The organism is Janthinobacterium sp. YR213, from assembly GCF_900099875.1.
GTDB classification, from domain to species: Bacteria; Pseudomonadota; Gammaproteobacteria; order Burkholderiales; family Burkholderiaceae_D; genus Janthinobacterium; species Janthinobacterium lividum.
Map to the genome: position 1 here is coordinate 750,164 of NZ_FNDA01000001.1, position 21,840 is coordinate 772,003.

16 protein-coding genes are annotated in these 21,840 nt (G+C 65.2%); 13 read left to right on the forward strand and 3 right to left on the reverse strand.

Going from position 1 to position 21,840, the window contains the following annotated elements:
* The first annotated feature begins 13 nt into the window (after positions 1–13).
* Genes BLT98_RS03405 through BLT98_RS03420 form a run of 4 tightly spaced genes read left to right on the forward strand, consistent with a single transcriptional unit; the run spans position 14 to position 5,579 of the window.
* Complete coding sequence (locus BLT98_RS03405) at positions 14–1,324, forward strand: O-acetylhomoserine aminocarboxypropyltransferase (protein WP_092605253.1); 1,311 nt, start codon at positions 14–16, stop codon at positions 1,322–1,324.
* A gap of 1 nt (position 1,325) precedes the next feature.
* A complete protein-coding gene (locus tag BLT98_RS03410; protein ID WP_092605255.1) occupies positions 1,326–2,132 on the forward strand; it encodes an alpha/beta fold hydrolase in 807 nt (268 codons plus the stop codon).
* A gap of 28 nt (positions 2,133–2,160) precedes the next feature.
* A complete protein-coding gene (locus BLT98_RS03415) occupies positions 2,161–3,552 on the forward strand; it encodes a PoNe immunity protein domain-containing protein (RefSeq protein WP_092605257.1) in 1,392 nt (463 codons plus the stop codon).
* A 26-nt stretch (positions 3,553–3,578) separates the two neighbouring features.
* Entirely contained in the window at positions 3,579–5,579 is a 2,001-nt protein-coding gene (locus BLT98_RS03420) for a DUF6630 family protein (protein WP_092605259.1), read from the forward strand.
* 20 nt (positions 5,580–5,599) lie between these two features.
* On the opposite strand, the gene BLT98_RS03425 is transcribed toward BLT98_RS03420, so the two are convergent.
* Positions 5,600–6,976 (reverse strand): YihY family inner membrane protein, encoded by a 1,377-nt coding sequence (locus BLT98_RS03425; protein ID WP_240317668.1) that lies wholly within the window; start codon positions 6,974–6,976, stop codon positions 5,600–5,602.
* A 67-nt stretch (positions 6,977–7,043) separates the two neighbouring features.
* On the opposite strand from BLT98_RS03425, the gene wrbA reads away from it, so the two are divergent.
* Genes wrbA through BLT98_RS03470 form a run of 9 tightly spaced genes read left to right on the forward strand, consistent with a single transcriptional unit; the run spans position 7,044 to position 17,249 of the window.
* Positions 7,044–7,652, forward strand: coding sequence for an NAD(P)H:quinone oxidoreductase (gene wrbA, locus BLT98_RS03430; protein WP_070255883.1), 609 nt, complete (start codon positions 7,044–7,046; stop codon positions 7,650–7,652).
* On the forward strand, positions 7,649–8,062 hold the full coding sequence (locus BLT98_RS03435) for a DUF2069 domain-containing protein (RefSeq protein WP_092605261.1): 414 nt from the start codon (positions 7,649–7,651) through the stop codon (positions 8,060–8,062). The genes wrbA and BLT98_RS03435 overlap by 4 nt, the downstream gene beginning before the upstream one ends.
* Complete coding sequence (locus BLT98_RS03440) at positions 8,059–9,489, forward strand: FAD-binding oxidoreductase (RefSeq protein WP_092605263.1); 1,431 nt, start codon at positions 8,059–8,061, stop codon at positions 9,487–9,489. The genes BLT98_RS03435 and BLT98_RS03440 overlap by 4 nt, the downstream gene beginning before the upstream one ends.
* The gene (locus tag BLT98_RS29075) at positions 9,486–9,908 is read left to right on the forward strand and encodes a DUF4124 domain-containing protein (protein ID WP_170846274.1); all 423 of its coding nucleotides are present in this window, start codon (positions 9,486–9,488) and stop codon (positions 9,906–9,908) included. The genes BLT98_RS03440 and BLT98_RS29075 overlap by 4 nt, the downstream gene beginning before the upstream one ends.
* On the forward strand, positions 9,896–12,487 hold the full coding sequence (locus BLT98_RS03450; RefSeq protein WP_092605265.1) for an FtsX-like permease family protein: 2,592 nt from the start codon (positions 9,896–9,898) through the stop codon (positions 12,485–12,487). The genes BLT98_RS29075 and BLT98_RS03450 overlap by 13 nt, the downstream gene beginning before the upstream one ends.
* Positions 12,487–13,563, forward strand: a complete 1,077-nt coding sequence (locus tag BLT98_RS03455; RefSeq protein ID WP_092605267.1) for a lipocalin-like domain-containing protein — start codon at positions 12,487–12,489, stop codon at positions 13,561–13,563. Before BLT98_RS03450 ends, BLT98_RS03455 begins: the two co-directional genes overlap by 1 nt.
* Before the next feature lie 36 nt (positions 13,564–13,599).
* On the forward strand, positions 13,600–15,462 hold the full coding sequence (locus BLT98_RS03460; protein WP_092605269.1) for an ABC transporter transmembrane domain-containing protein: 1,863 nt from the start codon (positions 13,600–13,602) through the stop codon (positions 15,460–15,462).
* Between the two features lie 11 nt (positions 15,463–15,473).
* Positions 15,474–16,148, forward strand: a complete 675-nt coding sequence (gene leuE / locus BLT98_RS03465) for a leucine efflux protein LeuE (protein ID WP_092605271.1) — start codon at positions 15,474–15,476, stop codon at positions 16,146–16,148.
* Between the two features lie 9 nt (positions 16,149–16,157).
* The gene (locus BLT98_RS03470) at positions 16,158–17,249 is read left to right on the forward strand and encodes a threonine aldolase family protein (RefSeq protein ID WP_170846275.1); all 1,092 of its coding nucleotides are present in this window, start codon (positions 16,158–16,160) and stop codon (positions 17,247–17,249) included.
* Between the two features lie 102 nt (positions 17,250–17,351).
* Here BLT98_RS03470 and BLT98_RS03475 read toward each other — a convergent pair whose 3' ends face one another.
* Positions 17,352–18,785 carry an OmpP1/FadL family transporter gene (locus BLT98_RS03475; protein WP_034784427.1) on the reverse strand — a complete coding sequence of 478 codons (1,434 nt, stop codon included), beginning with the start codon at positions 18,783–18,785 and terminating at the stop codon, positions 17,352–17,354.
* A gap of 198 nt (positions 18,786–18,983) precedes the next feature.
* Entirely contained in the window at positions 18,984–21,689 is a 2,706-nt protein-coding gene (locus tag BLT98_RS03480; RefSeq protein ID WP_244517370.1) for a bifunctional diguanylate cyclase/phosphodiesterase, read from the reverse strand.
* Positions 21,690–21,840: the final 151 nt, after the last annotated feature.

A 21,840-nucleotide genomic window follows, 5' to 3' on the forward strand; every position in this document is an offset into this window, starting at 1 on the left:
TGGCGGAGACACCATGAGCGGCCCGAAATACCCCGGTTTCGATACTTTATCCCTGCACGCGGGCGCCGCGCCCGACCCGGCCACGGGCGCGCGCGCCACGCCCATCCATTTCACGTCCTCGTTTGCCTTCAAGAGCTCGGAGCATGCGGCCTCGCTGTTCAATATGGAGCGGGCCGGCCACGTGTATTCGCGCATCTCGAATCCCACCAACGCCGTACTGGAAGAGCGCATCGCCGCCCTCGAAGGGGGCGTGGCCGGCATCGCCACGGCCAGCGGCCAGGCCGCCATGCATCTGGGGCTGTCCACCATCGCGGGCGCGGGATCGCACATCGTCGCTTCGCGCGCCCTGTACGGCGGATCGCACAACCTGCTGGCCTATACCCTGAAACGCTTCGGCATAACCACCACCTTTGTCGATCCGCGCGACGTGGACGCCTGGCGCGCCGCCATCCGCCCAGATACAAAAGTGCTGTTTGCGGAAACCCTGGGCAATCCCGGCCTCGACGTGCTGGACATCCCGAGCATCGCCGCCCTGGCGCACGAACACCAGTTGCCGCTGATGCTCGATTCGACGTTTACCACGCCGTATTTGCTGCGCCCCTTCGAGCATGGCGCCGACCTGGTGTTCCACTCGGCCACCAAGTTTTTATGCGGCCACGGCACGGCCATCGGCGGCCTGCTCGTCGATGGCGGCACCTTCGACTGGCAGGCGGCGTACGACAGGACGGGCCGTTTCGCCGAACTGTGCGAACCGTATGAAGGCTTCCACGGCATGGTCTTTGCCGAGGAATCGACGGTGGCGCCGTTTGCCCTGCGCGCGCGGCGCGAAGGCTTGCGCGATTTCGGCGCCGTCATGAGCCCGCACAACGCCTTCGCCATCCTGCAGGGCATCGAAACCCTGGGCTTGCGCATGGACCGCCACGTGGCCAACACGCGCAAGGTGATTGACTTCCTGCTGTCCAATCCGGCCGTGGAATCCGTGTCCTATCCCGAACTGCCGTCGCATCCCGACTACGAACTGGCGAAAACCCTGCTGCCGAAAGGCGCGGGCGGCGTGTTCACCTTCCGCCTGCGCGGCGACCGCGCGGCGGGCCAGCGCTTTGTCGACAGCCTGAAGATCTTCTCGCACCTGGCCAATGTGGGCGACGCCAAGTCGCTCGTCATCCACCCCGCCTCCACCACGCATTTCCGCGTGCCCGACGATCAACTGGAACAGGCCGGCATCACACAGGGCACCATGCGTTTATCGGTAGGCCTGGAAGACGCCGATGATTTGATCGAAGACCTGGCCCGTGGCCTGAAACTGTCGCAGAAAGGCGCCTGAGATGCTGTTCACCATCGACAATACCGTCGCCTACTGCTACACGGGCGGCAAACCATACAACCCGGGCCAGCCGACGGCCGTCTTCATCCACGGCGCGCAGAACGACCATTCCGTGTGGGCCCTGCAAACGCGCTATTTTGCCCACCACGGCTGGAACGTGCTGGCCGTCGACTTGCCCGGCCATGGGCGCAGCCTGGGTAAGGCCAAGGAGAATGTCGCCGACCTGGCGCGCTGGGTACTGGCCGTGCTGGATGCGGTCGGCGCGGCCAAGGCCATGCTGATCGGGCACAGCATGGGTTCATTGATCGCGCTGGAAGCGGCGCACCTGGCGCCGGAGCGGGTCAGCCACCTGGCCATGCTGGGCTCTACCTACCCGATGAAGGTGTCGCCGGCGCTGCTGGAAACGTCATTGAGCGATGAACAGGCGGCCATCGACATGGTCAATATCTGGTCGCATTCGTCGATCGCGCAAAAGCCGTCGTTTCCCGGCCCCGGCTTCTATGCCATGGGCGGCGCGCGGCGCTTGAAACAGCGCATCGCCGCCCTCAATCCCGATCACGTGTTTCACACGGATTTTTTTGCCTGCAATGCCTATGCGAACGGCGAAATCGCCGCCGCTTCGGTACACTGCCCGACTTTATTCATTTTCGGCGCGCGCGACATGATGACGCCGCCCAAATCGACCCGGCTGCTGACAGCGGCAATCGCGCATGGCACGGTGGTGCAGGTCGACAGCGGGCACGAATTGATGGCCGAGCAGCCCGACGCCGTGCTCGACGCGCTGTTTGCGTTTGCGCAGGCAGCGTGAGCGCATGTTTTTTTAGGATAGATGGACGATGTTGCTGAATACCCTGTTTGACGAATTGACTGGCCGCGGCAGCGGCACGGAAGATGAACGCTACGAACGCTATAAATGGCTGGAACAGCTGCGCTTCACCAACCCGCTGGCGGACGAAGGCGGCCCCATGGCCGGCATTCCGTATTACCAATGGTGCCGGCTGCCGCAGGCGCTCGTCGTGGCGGGCCAGCACACGGATCTGCTGGTCGGCACCACGAGCTCCCAGTACCTGGTCTTCGAGGGCCGCCACGCGGCAGCCTTCGCGGCCGAACTGGGCCTGCAATACGACGCCAACAACCGCATCGACCGCCCCGGTGGCCTCGACGAGCTGCTCGACGCCTATGAAGAAGAGGCGGACGGCAACTGGAGCACCCTGCCGGATGAACCGCCAACGCCACCGCTGGCCGGCTGGGACGACGTGTACTTCCGCGTGCGCGACCTGAGCGACGGCAGGACCATCCAGAGCGTGACAACCATCGCCTACGAGAGCAGCCGCTTCCCTGGCTACACCCTGCTGGGCACGACCATGGTGGGCGTCGGCGCCATCATCCACGACGACGAAACGGCGCAGCATATGCAGCAAATCTTCGCCGACTGGGCCATCCAGCGCGATTGCGCCGCCACCTGCCCGGCGTCGTCCATGCCCTGGCCCCACACCCCGCGCCAGCTGCCGCCCTCCCCGTTCGACTTTAGCCGCAACCTGGCTTACCTCGACGCCCTGCTGGCCGCCTATGTCCGAGCGCAAGCGCAGGCGGAAAACGACGGTGGCGACGCGGCCTACTGGGCGTGCGCGGCCGCCAGCACGGCTTACCAGGTCTTCTCGCTGCGCTACACGGCAGGCTTGCCTTTGCCTGACGTGGAAACGGCGCTGGAAGCGGCCATTGCCGCCTGCGAAACGGCGCGCGCGGCCCTGGCCGAGGCCTACGATGACGACGCCTTGCCCGCCTTTGATTTCGAACAATTGACGGACTATGCGCGCACGCTGCAGCTGCTGGGCGCGACCCTGCTGTTCGGCCGCCACGACCTGGCAGCGCGCCTGACTGCCCTGCAAACGGCCTTCGATGGCGAAGATGGCGTGTACGAAGCGCTGCTGTCCGCCATCGATCCGCAGCGTCCCGCCGTCGACGAATGGTATTTCGCCGAGCCCTATTCGGCCCTGTACGAGTGCCTGGACGCGGACGATCCCGCGCAGCAGCTCGAGCACCTGCGGCATTACCTGGCTACCTGGCATGGCGCGCTGGTGCGCGAGGACTGGTTCAACGGCCATTTGCGCGCGCAGGGCCTGGGCGGCTATTACGGCCTGTGGGCCTTCGAGGCCGCCGCCGCGGCAAAGCAGCTGGGACTCGATCGCGGCGCACTGGCGCACTGGGTCATGCCGCCGGCGCCCTGACCAGCCAACATTTTTAACGAAGAGACATGATCAATACCGCAGCCCTGTTCAGCACCGCCTTTTTGCCCGGCCAAGCCGGCTTCGACGCCGACGCCATCACGGGCCTGGCCGAATGGCGGCTGGACATACCGATGCTGTTCAAGCTGCTCGTCGGCGCCGGCGCACAAGCCACCGCCTGGCCCATCTACGGCGATGGCGAGGACTGCTCCTGCGTGCTGGCCGCGCCAATGGTCCAGGCGCAAGCCAGCTGGCAAGCCTTGTCCTCCCTGATGGACAAGCCGCGCGACGCGGCCGCCATCGTTGCGCGCAGCGCCATCAGCACCCTGCTGGCGGGCGGCCAGCCGTGGCTGATCCTCGATTGCGTGCAGCTGATCCCGCACGATATCGGCACGCCGGAGTACGCGGCCGGGCTCGAGGGCCTGCGCGCCGAGGCGCAAGCCCTGCACCTTGCCCTGCAACGTGGCGAGCGGGAAGCGCTGGCGCCCCTGCTGGCCGCCGGCACCGCATCGCCCGCCACCGGCTACTGGTCGGCCACGGCCGTCGCGCAGCTGGTCGATGTCGAGGAACTCGCCGCGGACGAACTGCCTTTCCTGCAAGGCCTGGAAGTGGTGGGATGGGAGGAAGACGTGCTATGCCATGAAGTGAACGCCGCCGGCGAACCGGACGTCACCGGCCTCGTCACGCCGTATGGCCGCTGGATCGTGCCGCTGTCGCAGCGCTATGTCGACCTGGGCGTTTACTACGCGGACGATGGCTGGATCACCTTTGCCACGGCGGATGCCCCCGATGCGCACGGCGTGCTGGACCTCAACGGCACGGTGGTGCTGCCGCCCGCCCCCGGCGCCCTGTATGTGATCAGTCCCCATCTGTTGCAACAGATCGATGCGGACGGCGCCAGCCGCCTGCTGCGCCTGCCAGATGGCGCGCTGCTCATCGACAGGGTGGACAACATATGCTTGCGCGAAGACGGCTTGATCGACATCGAACGCCAGACGGACCAGACAGACGATGACGAGAAGCACAATGTCTGCGGCGTGCTCGACAAGACAGGCAAGGTCGTGGTGCCGCCGGCCTACAGCTCCGTGCAGGATTTCGGCACAAAGAAAAAAATCGCCGTCGTCAGCCAGCGCATCGCCGGGCGCTTCCTGTTTGGCCTGGTCAATAGCCAGGGCGAGCTGCTGGCGCCCTGCCAGTACGAAGCCATCGACTGCGCCACCACCTCGTCGCCGCCCAAGCTGCGCAAGAACCTGATCTTCGCCATCGATGCGCAGGGGCTGGCCTGCATGCTGACACTGGATGGAAAACAGGTCTTCACGCCCCTGTATCCACCGGCCCACCATCTGCGCGGCGTGGCCGTGCAAAGCGATTTTTTATATGTCGTCAAGGATGGCATGGCCTGGAGCATGGATTTCACGGGCCAGCTGCTGGAACAGTTCGACACCGTGGAGAACTTCAAGGCGGCCGTCACGGCCCAGCTGAGCGCGGCCCTGGGCCTGAGCAAGAAAGAGCCCGTCAGGCGCCGCAGCTTTACGCCGCCGCAGATCCTGGCAAAGGCCGACCGCGAGCAGTTGCGCGCCATGGCCGCCCTGCTCTTGCTGGGCGATGCGGAACTGGCCGCACGCTGCGTGGACATCACTTTGGAAGAGCTGGCGGAGGACGACCCGGAAGAAGCATACGAAGGCGACACGCCCGAAGCGGCGTGCTTCTTCCTGCTCTGGTCCACGGCCGCCGATGTGCTGAGCTACGGCACCACCCTGGACTGGAAAGCCGTCGACGAAGTGCCGCGCATCGGCCAGCATATCGAACTGCCCGCGCTGCGGGACTTCCGCTGGACGGAGCGGGAAGATGGCGACGCCATGGCCGAAGGCCTGGCCGCCATCGCCGCCCACCTGGCGCCGCATCAGCTGCGCCTGGTGAACGTGCAAGGCGGCGAGGACACGTATTACCTGGGCGTGGTGCGGGAGCAGGATGCGGCCGCGTTCAGCAAGCTGGCGCTGCAGGCGGCCTTGCGGCCCGTGGTGTACTAAGACCGCTCAGTTAAGACCGCTCAGTTGCATTTGACGGCGCCGAAATGCTGCGCCAAGGTCAGGCCCAGCCCCTGCTCCACGGCGTTTTCCACCTGCGCCGCCAGGGCGGCCGCTTCTTCCGCCGCCTTGATGTCGCGCTCATTGGTGGAACCGGCCGGATAGCCGGAGTTCACGCGCATGCCGCCGAAGACGAACAGCCGGTAGACATCGGCCAGGCTGATGCGGTTGACGTTGCCCAGCAGGACCCAGTGGTCGGAACTGTCGGCCACGCGCTTGCCCCACTGCACCCGCACGGCGCCATCCACGTTCACCCGCCCTACCCAGCCCTGCTGCACCATCTTGTCGAGCAGGGTTTCCATCTCTTCGAAACCCAGGCGCGTGCTGCGGCGGATCTCGGCCGCGCCCACCAGGGCCGAATCGGCGCAGTGGCAAGCCTGATGCAGCACTTTCAAAATGGCGACAGCATCGACGAATTCGCTGCCCGGCACCGCTTCGTACCACCAGCGTTCATATTTCACGACGGGCAAGGCAGCCACCAGCAAGGCACCCACGAGGGTGATCATCCAGCTCAGGTATATCCACACGAGGAACAGCGGCAAGGCGGCCAGTGCGCCGTAGATGCGCGAATAGGTGGGGAATTCCTGGATGAATTCGCCGAAGCCCCGCTTGGCCACCTCGAATGCCAGCGCGGCCAGCAAGCCGCCCCAGGCCGCGTCGCGCCAGTCCACGTCGCGGTTCGGCACGGCGATATAGAGCAGGGTAAACGCCAGCATGGTCAGGCCGATCGACACCAGGGTATAGAACACGGTGCCGAGGAACGGCACGGCGCCCACCACGCCGCTGGTGGCGATGAAGACGCGCGAGGTCACCGTCAGCGACACGCCGACCAGCAAAGGCCCCAGGGTGACGATGGCCCAGTAGACCAGCAGGCGCTTGGTCCAGCGGCGCTCCTGGCGCACGCGCCAGATGCGGTTGAAGACGCGCTCGATCAAGCCCATCATGCCCACCGACGTGACGATCAGGGCACCGGCGCCGATGGCCGACAGGCGCGTGGCCTTCGAGGCGAACGTTGTCAGGTAGCCGAGGATGGTATTCGATATGCCCTTGGGCATTACGCTTTGCACGAAATAATCTTCCAGCGCGTGGCGGAAGGTATTGAACAGGGGGAAAGTGGTGAAGATCGCCAGGGCCAGGGTGAGCAGCGGCACCAGCGCGAACACGGTGGCAAACGTCAGGCTGCCGGCCACTTGCGGCAGGCTTTCTTCGCGCACGCGGCGGCGCGCGAACTGCAGCAGGTCGCGCGTTTCGGACCACGTCAGGCCGCGCACGACGGCGAGCCCCATGCTCAAGGTGCGCCACAGGTATTGGAAGATGGGGAATATATATTTTGAAAACATGTGCTAAATCAGAACGGCGCCATGACAGCAGTCGTATCAGGCTGTAAAGCGCCCTATAATACCAATGATGAAGCCAACCAATCTGATTATTCTCGTATTGTTTTATTCACGCCATGGCGCCACGCGCCAGCTGGCCGAGCTGATAGCCCAGGGAGTGGAAAGCGTGCCTGGCTGCGATGCGCGCCTGCGCACCGTGCCCGCCGTCTCCACGGTGGCCGAAGCGACGGCGCCGGAAGTGCCGCCTGATGGCGCTCCTTATGTGGAACTGGAAGACTTGCAGGAATGCGCGGGCCTGGCCCTGGGGTCGCCCACGCGCTTCGGCAACATGGCCGCCGCCATGAAGTATTTCTGGGATGGCACGGCCAGCGACTGGCTGGCCGGCAGCCTGTCCGGCAAGCCCGCCTGCGTGTTCACGTCCACGGGCAGCCTGCACGGCGGCCAGGAATCGACCCTGCTGTCGATGATGATCCCCCTCTTCCACCATGGCATGCTGGTCATGGGCTTGCCCTACACGCATCCCGAGCTGATGACGACGTCCACCGGCGGCTCGCCCTACGGCGCCACGCATTGGTCGGGCATAGACGGCGACAAGGCCTTGAGCGAAGATGAAAAACGCCTGGCCATCGCCCTGGGCCGGCGCCTGGCGGAAAATGCCGCGAAACTGGCAGGCGCATGATGCACGGCGTACTGCACAAGTATTTCCACTGGGGCGCCATCGCCAGCCTCGTCACCCTGATCGTCTGGTGCGTGCTGTGGGAAACCGTGATCGCGCCGCTGCAGCCGGGCGGTTCCTGGGTCGTCCTGAAGGCGGCGCCCCTGCTCATTCCCCTGTACGGCGTCATCAAGCGCGACGTCTACACACTGCAATGGTCGTCGATGGTGATCCTGCTGTACTTCACGGAAGGCGTGGTGCGCGGCTACAGCGACACGAACGCCACCTCGGCCTTGATGGCCTGGGGCGAGGCGGCCATCGTCTGCATCTATTTTGCCTGCGCCGTGCTGTATCTGCGCCCGTATAAAAAGGCGGCCAAGCGCATGGCCAGGGAACTGCTGGAAAAAGTGAATAAAGTGAGCATCAAGAAATGAGCGACAAGCCTGTGACTGACCAAGCCGACTTCCTCGCCGCCTGCCGCGACCTGCTGGGCGACACCTACGTCCTCACCCAGGACGCCGACACGGCACCCTTCCTCACCGACTGGCGCGACAGGTTTACCGGCAAGGCCCTGGCCGTGCTGCGCCCCGCCACGGTGGCGCAAGTGGCCGGCGTGCTGCGCGCCTGCGCGCAATGGCAGGTTCCCGTCGTGCCGCAAGGCGGCAACACGGGCCTGGTACTGGGCAGCATACCCGATGCGGCCGGCACGGCCGTCGTGCTGTCGCTGGCGCGCCTGAACGGCATCCGCGCGCTCGATCCCGTCAACCGCACCATCACGGTCGACGCGGGCTGCATTTTGCAAACCATCCAGGAAGCGGCCAGCGCCGCCGGCTGCCTGTTCCCCCTGTCGCTGGCGGCCGAGGGCAGTTGCACCATCGGCGGGAATCTGGCGACGAATGCGGGCGGCACGGCCGTGCTGCGCTACGGCAACACGCGCGAGCTGTGCCTGGGCCTGGAAGTGGTCACGCCGCAAGGCGAGATCTGGAGCGGCTTGCGCGGTTTGCGCAAGGACAATACCGGCTATGATTTGCGCGACCTGTACATCGGCGCCGAGGGTACTTTGGGCGTGATCACCGGCGCGGTCATGAAGTTGTATCCGCAGCCGAAAGCCTGCATCACGGCGCTGGCCGCCATGCCCTCGCCCGCCCATGCGCTGCGCCTGCTCTCGCTGATGCAGGACCATTGCGGCGCCAGCCTGACGGGTTTTGAATTGATGTCGCAGTACTGTTTGCAGCTGGTGGCGGAGCAGTTCCCGCAGCTGCCGCGCCCATTCGCCGACGCGCACGGCCAGTATGTGCTGCTCGAATTGTCCAGCAGCCAGTCCGAGGCGCACGCCGTGGAATTGCTGGAAGCGAGCATCGGCGCGGCCCTGGAAGACGAGTTGATCGAAGATGCCGTCGTCGCCAGTTCCGTGGCGCAGTCCGAGGGACTGTGGCAGCTGCGCGAACACATCCCGCTGGCCCAGGCGCAGGCGGGCAAGAACATCAAGCACGATATCTCGCTGCCCATTTCCTGCATCGCCGATTTCATCGCCGTCACGGATACGGCCCTTGAATCGGCCTTCCCCGGCTGCCAGCTCGTGTGCTTCGGCCACCTGGGCGACGGCAACCTGCATTACAACGTGGCGCCGCCAGCCGGCATGACGGACCAGGATTTCCTCGCCAACCAGGATGCCATCAACCGCATCGTGCACGACCAGGTCCACGGCTTTGGCGGCTCGATTTCGGCCGAACACGGCATCGGCGCCCTGAAAAAGGACGACCTGGCCCGCTACAAGTCGCCGCTGGAACTGCAGCTGATGCGCGCTGTCAAACAGGCGCTGGACCCGCAGAACATCATGAACCCCGGGAAGATATTGTGAAGCCGTCGCGCATCCTGCTGATAGCCTTGCTGGCCGGTTCCGCCAGCGCGCAGGACGTCTACAAATGCGTGCAGGATGGCCAGACCAGCTACAGCGCCACGCCGTGCACGGCCGGCCAGTTGCAGATCCTCGAAGTCCCCTCGCCTCCGCCCGCCATCGACAAGGGCGCGGCCACGCGCCAGGAGCGGGTGGCCAGCCAGATGGAAGCGGCGCGCAAGCAGCGCGAGAAGCTCGAAGACCAGGCCCGTGAACGGGCCGCCAAACAGAAGGACATGCACGAGAAGCATTGCGCCCAGCTGCGGCTGGAGCAGAAATGGGCGGCGCAGGACGCCGTCGGCGCCGCTAACAAGAACCGCGATGCGGCGCAATTGAAAGCACGGCGCGCCGGCGAACGCCTGGCCGTCGAATGCCTGAATTGATTGCGCCGCTGGCCAGCCCGGCGACGACGCGCCTGCTGTCGCGCTGGCTGCTGCTGGGCGAATGGCGCGCGCATCCCGTACGCGCCCTCGTCGCCATCCTCGCCATCGCCATCGGTGTGTCGCTGGGCTTTGCCATCCACCTGATCAACGCGGCCGCCTTCAATGAATTTTCCACGGCCGTCAAAAGCCTGTCCGGCCAGGCCGACGTGCAGGTGGCCGGGCGCGAAGCGCTGTTCGACGAAGCCATCTACCCATGGCTGGCGCAGCGCGACGGCGTGGCTGTCGCTTCGCCCGTGCTGGAACTGCAGGCCACGGTGGCCGGCAAGAAGGATGCCGGCCCGCTGCACATCCTGGCGCTCGACGTCTTCCGCGCCGGCTTCATCTCGCCCGACCTGATCGGCGCGCCGGCCGAAGGCCAGCCCTTCGACACCCTGGCCGACGACGCCCTGTTCTTATCGCCGGCCGCCCTGCGCTGGCTCAATGTGGCCGAAGGCGGCCAGGTCGCCCTGCAATCGGGCACGGGCACGGTATCCCTGCGCGTGGCCGGTTCGCTGCAGCGGGCGCGCGCCGGCCAGCGCATCGCCGTGATGGATATCGGCGCGGCGCAGTGGCGCTTCGAAAAAACTGGCAAGCTGTCGCGCATCGATTTGAAACTGCGCCAGGGCGTGAACCGCGACGCTTTCCAGGCGGCTCTCTCCCGCGCGCTGGAAGCGCAATACCCGGGGCGTTTCCAGGTAGGCCAGCCCAATGACGAAAACCAGAATAGCCGCAACAATAACCTCAGCCGCGCCTACCGGGTCAACCTGACGGTGCTCGCCCTCGTCGCCCTGTTTACGGGCGCCTTCCTCGTGTTTTCCACGCAGGCCCTGTCCGTCATCCGCCGCCGCGGCCAGTTCGCGCTGCTGCGCGTGCTGGGCATGGAACGGGGCCAGCTGCTGCGCCAGGTGCTGCTGGAGGGCGCCAGTCTCGGTATCGTCGGTGCTGCGCTGGGCATCGCCGGCGGCTATGCCATGGCGGCCGTGGCCCTGCGCTTCTTCGGCGGCGACCTGGGCGCCGGCTATTTCGCGGGCGTGCAGCCGCAGGTGCAGTTCACGCCCGTCGCCGCCTTCGTCTACTTCGCCCTGGGTCTCGGTGTCGCCTTGCTGGGCTGCGCCGCACCCGCGCTGGAAGCGGCGCGCGCCGCCCCCGCCATCGCCCTGAAATCGGGCAGCGAGGAAGTCGTGACGACGCGCCTGGCGAAAACATGGCCCGCACTGGCTTGCCTGCTGCTGGCCGGCGCCTTGACGTTCTTGCCGCCCGTGTTCGAGCTGCCCCTGTTCGGCTATCTGTCCATCGCGCTGCTGCTGATCGGCGCCATCGCCCTGATGCCGCAGCTGGCGGCCGTCGTCTTCCGCTTCCTGCAGCGCGCCTGGCTGCGCACGGAGACCAGCCTGCATGCGCCCGTGCGCAGCCTGACCCTGGCCCGCCTGGCGAACGCCTCGGGCCAGGCCGGCATCGCCCTCGGTGGCGTGCTGTCGAGTTTTAGCCTGATGGTGGCGATGGCCATCATGGTGTCGAGTTTCCGCGTTTCCGTCGACGACTGGCTGCTGCAGATCTTGCCGGCCGACGTGTATGCGCGCACGGCCGCCAGCGGCGGGACGGCAGGCTTGAATCCACGCGAACAGGCGAGCATCACCGCCCTGCCCGAGGTGGCCAGGGTGGACTTCCAGCGCGTGCGCTCGCTGTCGCTGGCGCCCGACCGCCCGAATGTGGCGCTGCTGGCGCGTCCCGTCAATCTGGCCGATCCGGGCAAGAGCATGGTGCTGGTGGGCGATACACTGCCCGTGCCGGCAGGCAGCCGGCCCGTGTGGCTGTCCGAGGCGGCGGCCGACCTGTATAACGTCAAACCTGGCCAGCACATAGCCCTGCCGCTGGCGGGCGGCTTGCACAAGTTCTTCATCGCCGGCATCTGGCGCGACTATGCGCGCTCTTCCGGCGCCATCCAGATGCCGCTGGACGACTACCGCGCGCTAACGGGCGACCTCGATGTCAGCGACGCGGCCCTGTGGCTGGCCAAGGACGCCACGGGCGACGCGCTGCAACAGCGCCTGAAAAACCTGCCCTTTGGCGCCAGCCTGGAAGTGTCGAATCCTTCGGCCATCCGCGCCCTGAGCCTGCAGATCTTCGACCGCAGCTTCGCCGTCACGTATTTATTGGAAGCCATCGCCATCGTCATCGGCCTGTTTGGCGTGGCCGCCACGTTTTCCGCGCAGACCCTGGCGCGCGCGCGCGAATTCGGCATGCTGCGCCACGTGGGCGTGACGCGCGGGCAAATCTTGTCCATCCTGGCGCTGGAAGGCGGCGCGCTGACGGCGCTGGGCATCGCCACCGGTTTCATCCTCGGCCTGTTGATCAGCTTTGTGCTGGTCTTCATCGTCAATCCGCAATCGTTCCACTGGACCATGCAGCTGCACCTGCCGTGGCCCTTGATCGCCACCGTGGCCGGCGCCCTGCTGACGGCAGCCGCCGCGACGGCGCTGATCGCGGGTCGTCAGGCGCTGTCCGCAGGACCCATACGCGCCGTCAGGGAGGACTGGTAATGCGCCGTTTGACTCTTTTACTCGCGTTCTGCAGCGCCGCCGCCACCGCCGCGCCGCCCGCCTTCGCCCCCGTCACGCCGCTGCCGGCCGGCCAGACCCTGCGCATGCCGCACGACTTCGGCGCCCATCCCGCGTACAAGACGGAATGGTGGTACGCCACGGGCTGGGTAAAAACCAGCGGCGGCGAACAACTGGGCTACCAGGTAACCTTCTTTCGCAGCGCCACGGCCACCGATGCGGACAACCCCAGCGCATTTGCGCCGAAACAGCTGATCATCGGCCACGCGGCCCTGTCCGACCCGAAAGTAGGCAAGCTGCTGCACGACGAGAAAAGCGCGCGCGAAGGTTTCGGCCTGGCCTACGCCAAGGTGGGCGACACGGACGTGAAACTCGACGACTGGCGCATGCAGCGGCAAGCGGACGGCAGCTACCGGGTCAGCCTGGCGGCGCGCGAATTCAACTTGCAGCTGACCCTGGCCCCCACCCAGCCCGTGCTGCTGCAGGGAGAAGGCGGCTACTCGCGCAAGGGCGCCCGGCCCGCGCAATCGAGCTACTACTACAGCGAACCGCAGCTGGCTACCCGTGGCACGATCGCGCGCGCGGGCGGCAAGCCGGAAGCCGTGACGGGCACCACCTGGCTCGATCACGAGTGGTCCAGCCAGGTGCTTGACGCGGACGCCAGCGGCTGGAACTGGATAGGCGCCAACCTCGATGATGGCGGCGCCCTGATGGCCTTCCAGATACGCAGCAAGACAGGTGCTAAACTATGGGCACACGCGACATGGCGCGACGCGTCCGGTAAGATGACGCAGTTCGCGCCCGGCGACGTCGATTTCACGCCCACGCAGCTGTGGCGGTCGCCCCGCACGCAAGCCGAATACCCGGTCGCCACCGAGATCCGCACGGGTGCGACGCGCTGGCAGATCAAGCCGCTGCAGGCAGACCAGGAACTCGATTCGCGCCGCTCGACGGGGGCCGTGTACTGGGAAGGCGCCGTGACGGTGGAGCGCGGCGGCCAGCCGGTGGGCCGCGCCTACCTGGAAATGACGGGCTACGTGCAGCCGATGAAGTTATAAGCAGTACAAAATACAGTAAATACTAAGCGAAAAACAATGACAACCAGCACAGAAACAGGCAGTACGAGTACAGCAACCGCCGCAAGCACCGCACCGACTCCCGACACCGGCACCAGCCGCGAACTGAAAAAAGGCAGCCTGGCCGCCTTCAAGGGCTTGATGCCCTTTCTGACGCCGTACCGCAAGCAGTTCTTCCTGGCCGGTATCGCGCTGGTGGTGGCCGCCGCCTCGACCCTCGCCATTCCCGCCGCGTTCAAGCAGATGATCGACCTCGGCTTCGGCGGCGCGGCCGGATCAAAAAGCATCCAGCACGTCGACCTGGTGTTCCTCGCCCTGTTCGGCGTGGCGTCCATCCTGGCGCTGGCCACGGCGGCGCGCTTCTATACGGTGTCATGGCTGGGCGAGCGCGTCACGGCCGACATCCGCAGCGCTGTGTACCGCCACGTCGTCACGCAAAGCCCCGCATTCTTTGAAACCACGCAGACGGGCGAAGTCCTGTCGCGCATCACCACCGACACGACCCTGATCCAGGCCGTGGTCGGCACCAGCATTTCCATGGCGCTGCGCAATGTGCTGCTGTTCCTGGGCGGCCTGGTGATGCTGTTCGTCACCAGCGCCAAGCTGGCGGGCATCATCATCGGCCTCTTGATCCTTGTCGTCGTGCCCATCATCGTGTTTGGCCGCCGCGTGCGCAAGCTGTCGCGCGATTCGCAGGACCGCATCGCCGACGCGTCGGCCATGGCCGGCGAAATCCTCAACGCCATGCCCACCGTGCAAGCGTTTACGCACGAGAAGATCGAATCGAAACGCTTCGGCGACTCCGTGGAAGGCGCCTTCATGACGGCCATGCGCCGCATCCGCGCCCGTGCCTTGCTGACCATGATCGCCATCCTGCTGGTCTTCGGCACCATCGTGTTTGTCTTGTGGCTGGGCGCGCGCGCCGTGCTGGAAGGCTCGATGACGGGCGGCGACCTGGGCCAGTTCATCCTGTACGCGTCCATCGTGGCCGGCGCCATCGGCGCCCTGTCCGAAGTGATGGGCGAAGCGCAGCGCGCCGCCGGCGCCACCGAGCGCCTGCTGGAACTGATGGCCGTGAAATCGGAAATCGCATCGCCGGCCACGCCGCTGCCGCTGCCCGCGCGCGCCGCGACTGGCGCCGCCCTGTCGCTGGACGATGTCATGTTCTCGTACCCGTCGCGTCCGGACACCCACGCGCTGGACCACGTCAGCCTCGACATCCGCGCCGGCGAAACGGTGGCCGTCGTGGGTCCGTCGGGCGCCGGCAAGACCACCCTGTTCCAGCTTTTCCTGCGTTTTTATGACCCGCAAAGCGGCAGCATCCGCCTCGATGGCGTGGACATCAAACAGCTCGACCTGCACACCTTGCGCGACGCCATCGGCATCGTGCCGCAAGATACGGTGATCTTCTCGGCCGACGCCATGGAAAACATCCGCTATGGCCGCGCCGGCGCCAGCGACGAGGAAGTCATCGCTGCCGCGAAGATGGCTGCCGCCCACGAATTCATCGAACGCCTGCCGAACGGCTACAAATCCTTCCTCGGCGAACGGGGCGTGCGCCTGTCCGGCGGCCAGCGCCAGCGCATCGCCATCGCCCGCGCCCTGCTGAAAAACCCGCCGCTGCTGCTGCTCGACGAAGCGACCAGCGCGCTGGACGCGGAATCGGAACGCCTGGTGCAAAAGGCGCTGGAAGCGGCCATGGTGGGCCGCACCACGGTCATCATCGCGCACCGACTGGCGACCGTGCAGCGGGCCGACCGCATCATCGTCATGGAAGACGGCAAGATCGTCGAGACGGGCACGCACGCGTCGCTGGTGGCAATGAAAGGCATCTATGCCAACCTCGCGGCACTGCAATTTCATCACGCACAAATCAATTAAACAGAACCATCATGAACGCACTTTTCCACGCCAACCTGGGCATCACCGATTTCTGGACCTTTTTATTGGGGACGATCTTCATCGTCATCCTGCCCGGTCCCAATTCCATGTATGTGCTGTCGGTCGCCGCCCAGCGCGGCGTGCGGCCTGCCTATCAGGGCGCCTTCGGCATCTTCGCCGGCGATCTGATATTGATGGTGCTGTCGGCCTGCGGCGTGGCCTCGCTGCTGAAAGCCAGCCCGGCCCTGTTCTACGTGGTGAAATACATCGGCGCGGCCTACCTGGGCTGGATCGGCCTGCAAATGCTGATCGGCTGCTGGCGCAAGCTGCGCGCGCCTGCGCCAGCCGACGGTGAAGCGGCGGCCGTCCCTGCCCCCGTCAAGGAAAGCGATCCATTCCGCAAGGCGCTGATCATCAGCCTGATGAACCCGAAGGCGATCCTGTTCTTCATCTCCTTCTTCATCCAGTTCGTCGATCCGGCCTTCCCGAACCCCGTGCTGTCCTTCATCGGCCTGGGCCTGATCTGCCAGGTGATCAGCTTTACCTACTTGACGGCCATCATCTTTGTCGGCGCGCGCCTGGCCGAGACCTTCCGCCGCCGTCGTCGCCTCTCGGCCGGCATGGGCGGCGGCGTGGGCGCCATGTTCATCGGCTTTGGCGCGAAGCTCGCCACGGCCACACTGTAAGGAATGACCGTGAACGAACTTGCGCTGCGCCAGCGCTGCCATACCGTCCTGCCGGGCCACCGCCAGTCCACGCCAGCGGCCACCTTCGCCGCCATGGCCGCCTGGTGCGACGCCAACCATGTTGCGCACGACACCTATGGCGAAGGCGCGCTGATCGAACAGTTCGAGAACAAGATCGCCAGCCTGCTCGGCTTCGAGGCGGCCGTGTTCTGCATCACGGGCACCATGACGCAAGTGACGGCCCTGCGCCTGGCCTGCCAGGACCGCGGCTCGCGCCTGGTGGCGCTGCATCCCACTTCGCACATCCTGCGCCACGAACGGGGCAACCATGAATTGCTCGATCACTTCAAGGGCTTGATGCTCGGCGACCCGCACCGCCCGTGGTCGGTGGACGACTTGCGCGCCGTGCCCGATGCGCTTGGCGCCGCGCAGGTCGAGCTGCCGATGCGGGAAATCGGCGGCCAGTGTCCATCGTGGGATGAATTGAATGACATCAAGCGGCACTGCCGCGAGCACAACATCCATTTGCACATGGATGGCGCGCGCCTGTGGGAAGCACAAGCCGGTTTCGGCCGATCCCTGCCCGCCATCTGCGATGGCTTTGATTCCGTGTACGTGTCGCTGTACAAGGGCATCGGCGGCCTCGGTGGCGCCATGCTGGCCGGCAGCCGCCCGTTCGTCGAGCGGGCGCGCGAGTGGTTCCGCCGCCAGGGCGGCAATATCGTGCACCGCACGCCGTACGTGGTGGCCGCCGCCATGCAGTTCGACGCGCGCCTGGCCGCCATGCCGCAGTATTTTGCACGCACACAGTGGCTGTACGCGCTGCTGCGCGACTTCCCGTCGATTGCCGTCAATCCCGCCCAGCCGCAAGCCAACATGCTGCACCTGCACCTGCCCGTCTCGCGCGAGCGGGCCATCGCCATCCGCAATCAGCTGGCCGAAGACCACGGCATCTGGCTGTTCGGCCGCGCCAGCCACGCAGCGCTTCCCGGGCACAGCGTGGTGGAATGGTATGTGGGAGATCAGTTGCTGGAACTGCCGGACGACACCGTGCGGCTGGCCCTGACCTTGCTGGATCAGGCCATGCGCGCCCGGGAGTAGCCGGCGCAAGTCGGCAGCGCCACAGTCGCGACACCCCAAAAAAAAAGCGCCCGAAGGCGCTTTTTTCATTTCATGGCGGCCGGGTTGGCCGCCACTACCTGCTTAGAACTTGTAGTTGTAAGCGAGACCGATCAACTGCATGCGGGTCTTGAACAGGCCCTTGGTGGTTTCACCGTTGCCGGTGCAGCCAGGGGTCACCGGCGAGCAGTCATTCTTGTAGTTGACAGTGGCATCCTTGAAGTCAATGAAGCTGTAAGCCAGGTCGAGCGAGGAATTGGCGTTCAGCTTCCAGTTCGCGCCGATCGAGTACTGCATGCGGTCGCTGTCCGGCAGCGCTGGATGACGCAGCTCGGCGCTGCGCACTGGCGCCTGGTCATGCGCGATACCGGCGCGCAGCAGCAGGTTTTCGCTGTACTTGTAGTTGGTGCCCAGCGACACGCGGTAGGTGTTCTTCCACTGCTGGCGGATGCGCTCCGGGCCTTCGGCCGTCGGCGGGAACTGGATGTCCAGGTTCTGCAGGCGCGAAGTGCGCGTCCAGGTGACGTCGCCCATCAAGGCCCAACGATCATCCATCTGATGGAAGGCGTTGACCGACAGGGTTTCCGGCGTGCGCACTTCGACCAGCGCCTTGGAATTGACCTTGTTCGATGCCTTGGCGATGAAGGCATTCACGGCGGCGTTGTCCGACACTTGCGAGAAGTCCCAGATCGTGTCGCCTTTCAGCTTGTGCGAAATCGACGAACGGTAGGAAATGCCGAAACGCGTGCCTTCATTCATCTGGTACAGATAGCCCAGGTTGAAGCCGAAGCCCCAGTCATCGCCATCCATCGAGGCATGGCCATCCTTGGCGCCCTTCAGTGCGGCGCCGGCTGCCTGCGCGGCGGCCAGGCCCTGCGTCTTGGCGATATTGGCCAGGAAGGCTTGCGACGCGGCTGGCGCGTGCTGGGCCAGGAAGGCCACGGAACCCGGCACGTCGACTGCCTGGCCCAGTTCCGCCTTCATGTGTTCAGCGGTGACGCCGAAACCGAAGGAGTGGTGTTCATTGACCTTGAAGGAAACGGAAGGATTCAGGGCGATGGCTTCGAGCTTGATGTTGGTGATCGCATAGCGGCCGCTCCAGTCATTGCCGTAATCGAGCTTGGCGCCGTATGGCACGAACAGACCCATGCCGACCGTCCATTGATCATTGACCTTCTTGCTGGCATACAGGGCTGGCGCAAAGACGGCGTCCGGCGCATAGTCCTTGGTCGTGCCGCCCGGCGTGCGGCCGGTGAACGTCCTCGACCCCGTGTCTTCATAGGTCGAATGCGGTACCACCAGGGTGCCGCCGCCCATGAACTGCGTGCCTTCCAGGCGCGACAGGCCGGCCGGGTTGTAGAAAATGGTCGATGCATCGGCCGCTTCGGCGCCGCTGGCATCGGCCGTGCCCTGGGCGGAAACGCTTTGCGAACCGAAACGGTAGCCCGATGCTTGTGCGGTGGAGGAAATGCCGGCGAACGCGGCAACGATCAGGAGGGGCAGATATTTATGTTTCAAGTTAGTCTCTCTTTATTATATGAAATTGTCTTCGGCACACTATCGCGGGCATATCCAGCTGCCCCGTCTTGCACTTTTCTTGCCGCCGTGAACTCCAATTCACTGACGGCATGAGCGAAGCATATAATATTTTTTAGAAAAAAGCGAACGTTCGCTCTTTTTATGAAACGGCGTTGTTTTTCCTGCGCATACGACCTTCTACAGTGCCAGCGCAGGGGCTGGAAGCGGTATCAGAAAGCGCTGATGCATCAGCGACAGCATCTGTTCCGCCGGCACGGGGCGCGAGATGAAATAGCCCTGCACCTCGTTGCATTGCAGCGCGCGCAGGATGTCGAGCTGCTCGCGCGTCTCCACCCCTTCAGCCACCACGCTCATGCCCAGCGCATGCGCCATCGACAGGATGGCGCGCACGAACACTTCGCCCTGCTCCGAGCGGCCCAGCTCCATGGTGAAGGCGCGGTCGATCTTCAAGCCATCCATGGCGAACTTCTGCAGCTGCGACAGCGAGGAATAGCCCGTGCCGAAATCGTCGACCAGCAGGCGCACGCCCAGCGCGCGGATGGCGGACAGCTGCTCCACGGCGCGGTTCTGTTCATCCATCATGGCCGATTCCGTGATTTCCACCTCGATCAGCCGCGCATCGATGCGGTGGCGCGTCAGGGCCGAGGCCAGCACCTGGTGCACGTCGCCGCGGCCGAACTGGCGCGCCGAGACGTTGATGGACACGGGCACCAGTTCCAGTCCGCTGGCTTGCCAGCGCGCCATCTGCAGGCACACCTTTTCGATGACGACTTCGCCCAGCTGCGAAATGAGGCCGCTGCTCTCGGCCACGGGGATGAATTCCAGCGGCGGCACCATGCCATGCTGCGGATGGTGCCAGCGCACCAGCGCCTCCATGCTGCACAGCTGCCCGCTCATGGCGTCGACCCGCGGCTGGTAGACGACGAGGAACTGGTCCTGCTCCAGCGCCGCCACCAGGCTTTGCTCCAGTTCGCGGCGGTTGCGGATGGTTTCAAACAGTTCCGGCTGGAAGAAACGGTGATGGCCCTTGCCCGCCACCTTGACGGCATACATGGCGATATCGGCGTTCTTCAGCAGCACTTCCGTCTCGGCGCCATCGCGCGGATACAGGCTGATGCCGATCGACGCACCCATCTTGTGGCGCTCGCTGCCCAGGTAAAACGGCTCATCGAAGGCGATGGCGATGCGCTGCGCCACCTGCTCGGCGCGGCTGTCGTCCTCCACCGGGTCGAGCACGACGACGAATTCGTCGCCGCCCAGGCGCACCACGTGATCGCCGGGCCGCAGCACGGCCTTCAGGCGCAGCGAGGCGGCGCGCAGCACCTTGTCGCCCTCCGCGTGCCCCTGCGTGTCGTTGATATCCTTGAAGCCGTCCAGGTCGATGAACAGCAGCGCCAGCATGTGCCGCGCGATGGCGGCGCGGCCCAGGGCCCCGGGCAGGAATTGCTGCAGCCAGTAGCGGTTGGGCAAGCCCGTCAAGCCATCTTCATTGGCCAGGCGGCGCAGGTCGCGCTCGTGCTCCTTGGCCGTGCTGATGTCTTGCAGGGTGACGGCCAGACGGTCGCCGCTGCGCACCAGGCGCCGGCGTATCCAGCGCAGCTTGAACGGATTGCCTTCCGGCAACTCGATCTCTTCCTCGGAAAAACCGGAGACCATGGCGGCCCGGTAATTATGGATCAGGTCGCGGAAATACGGCTCGTGGGCGCGCGACTGCAGGCGCATGCCCAGCAACTGTTCGCGGCGCACGCCAAAGTAGCCGGCGCCCGGCTCGTTGCAGTCGACGATCTCGAAATCGAGAATGCTGCCATCCGTGCCGCGCAGGGCGGCAATGATATAGAAGCCGTCGCTCGTGCCTTCGGTGGCCATGCGGTAGGCATTGCGCACGCCTTCGGACTGGTGGTGGCGCCACGCCAGGCGCAGCGACAGCACGGTGGCGACGGCGGCAAAGGCCAGCAGCAGCAAGGTGACGGCAAAGGCGATGCCGATATATATCGTGCGCGTTTCCTCGTAGGGATGCAGCATTTCGCCGTCCGACAATCCGACCACGGCCGTAAACGGATAGGCTTTCAGCGCCTGCCAGCCCACGTAGCGGCTTTGCTTGTCGGAAAAAGCGATCCTGCCGCCCGAATGCAGGGCGCCGCTCTCCGTTTCCAGGAGGCTGGTGTCGAGAAACGGCGTGTCCTCGCCGCTCGGGGTCGGCAACACGCGCGAGCCAAGGCGCGTGCTGAACAGCTCGCCCTCCTCGCCCACCATGGCCGACATGCCGAACTTGCCAAAACTGACGCTGTTGTAGAATTCGGAAAAATAGCTGGAATGGATGGAGATCAGCAGCACGCCGTCAAAATTGCCATCCTCGTCTTCCAGCCGGCGCGTGAAATGCACGAGGCTTTCATCGGCGCCCGGCACCGCCGCCTCGCTAGCCGCATTGGCCCTCCCCAGCGCGATGCGCAGCGCACTGGAATTGCTGCGCCAGTGGCGCAGCAGGAAATCGCTGCGCTCGTTGACCCGCAGGCGCTGCAGCGGCGCCGTGGCCGTCACGGCGTGGCCCTTGCGGTCGAGGATGGCGACGATGGCAAATTGCGGCAAGGCATACATGCCCTGCGTCTTCAATTGGTCGAGACGCAGCTGGCCGCGCGAATTCTCCCACTCGTATTTGAGCTGCAAGGTCAGCTGGTCCATCTGCTCCAGGGTGCGCAGCAGATACTGGCCATACGCTTTCGACAAGGAAGACACGCTGTCGAGCGCCTGCTGCTGCGCCACCTTCTTTTCCGCCTCCAGCTGCAGCAAGGTGGCCGTCCACAGTACGGCGCACAGGATCAGGCCCAGCAAGGGCCAGGCCAGGATCAGGCGCAGGTTGGCCTTGAGAAAATCGGCCCTGCTCATCTCCACCACGGCGGCGTTATTATTATTTACAAATTGTCGCAAGAACATGGTGCAGCATCTGCCGTTTCTGTGTATTTCTTCAAGGACACACAAATTACCACAGAGTCATGTTTGCAGGTAAGACAGCAGCGTAATTATGTGTGCGGGCCGC

Excerpts from the sequence above, each read along its gene's own strand:
- BLT98_RS03460 (WP_092605269.1), top strand. The coding sequence starts at position 13,600 with ATGACAACCAGCACAGAAACAGGCAGTACGAGTACAGCAACCGCCGCA.
- leuE (WP_092605271.1), top strand. The coding sequence starts at position 15,474 with ATGAACGCACTTTTCCACGCCAACCTGGGCATCACCGATTTCTGGACC.
- BLT98_RS03420 (WP_092605259.1), top strand. The coding sequence starts at position 3,579 with ATGATCAATACCGCAGCCCTGTTCAGCACCGCCTTTTTGCCCGGCCAA.
- BLT98_RS03450 (WP_092605265.1), top strand. The coding sequence starts at position 9,896 with ATGCCTGAATTGATTGCGCCGCTGGCCAGCCCGGCGACGACGCGCCTG.
- BLT98_RS03405 (WP_092605253.1), top strand. The coding sequence starts at position 14 with ATGAGCGGCCCGAAATACCCCGGTTTCGATACTTTATCCCTGCACGCG.
- BLT98_RS03455 (WP_092605267.1), top strand. The coding sequence starts at position 12,487 with ATGCGCCGTTTGACTCTTTTACTCGCGTTCTGCAGCGCCGCCGCCACC.
- BLT98_RS03480 (WP_244517370.1), bottom strand. The coding sequence starts at position 21,689 with ATGAGCAGGGCCGATTTTCTCAAGGCCAACCTGCGCCTGATCCTGGCC.
- BLT98_RS03410 (WP_092605255.1), top strand. The coding sequence starts at position 1,326 with ATGCTGTTCACCATCGACAATACCGTCGCCTACTGCTACACGGGCGGC.
- BLT98_RS03425 (WP_240317668.1), bottom strand. The coding sequence starts at position 6,976 with ATGTTTTCAAAATATATATTCCCCATCTTCCAATACCTGTGGCGCACC.
- wrbA (WP_070255883.1), top strand. The coding sequence starts at position 7,044 with ATGAAGCCAACCAATCTGATTATTCTCGTATTGTTTTATTCACGCCAT.
- BLT98_RS03415 (WP_092605257.1), top strand. The coding sequence starts at position 2,161 with ATGTTGCTGAATACCCTGTTTGACGAATTGACTGGCCGCGGCAGCGGC.
- BLT98_RS03435 (WP_092605261.1), top strand. The coding sequence starts at position 7,649 with ATGATGCACGGCGTACTGCACAAGTATTTCCACTGGGGCGCCATCGCC.
- BLT98_RS03440 (WP_092605263.1), top strand. The coding sequence starts at position 8,059 with ATGAGCGACAAGCCTGTGACTGACCAAGCCGACTTCCTCGCCGCCTGC.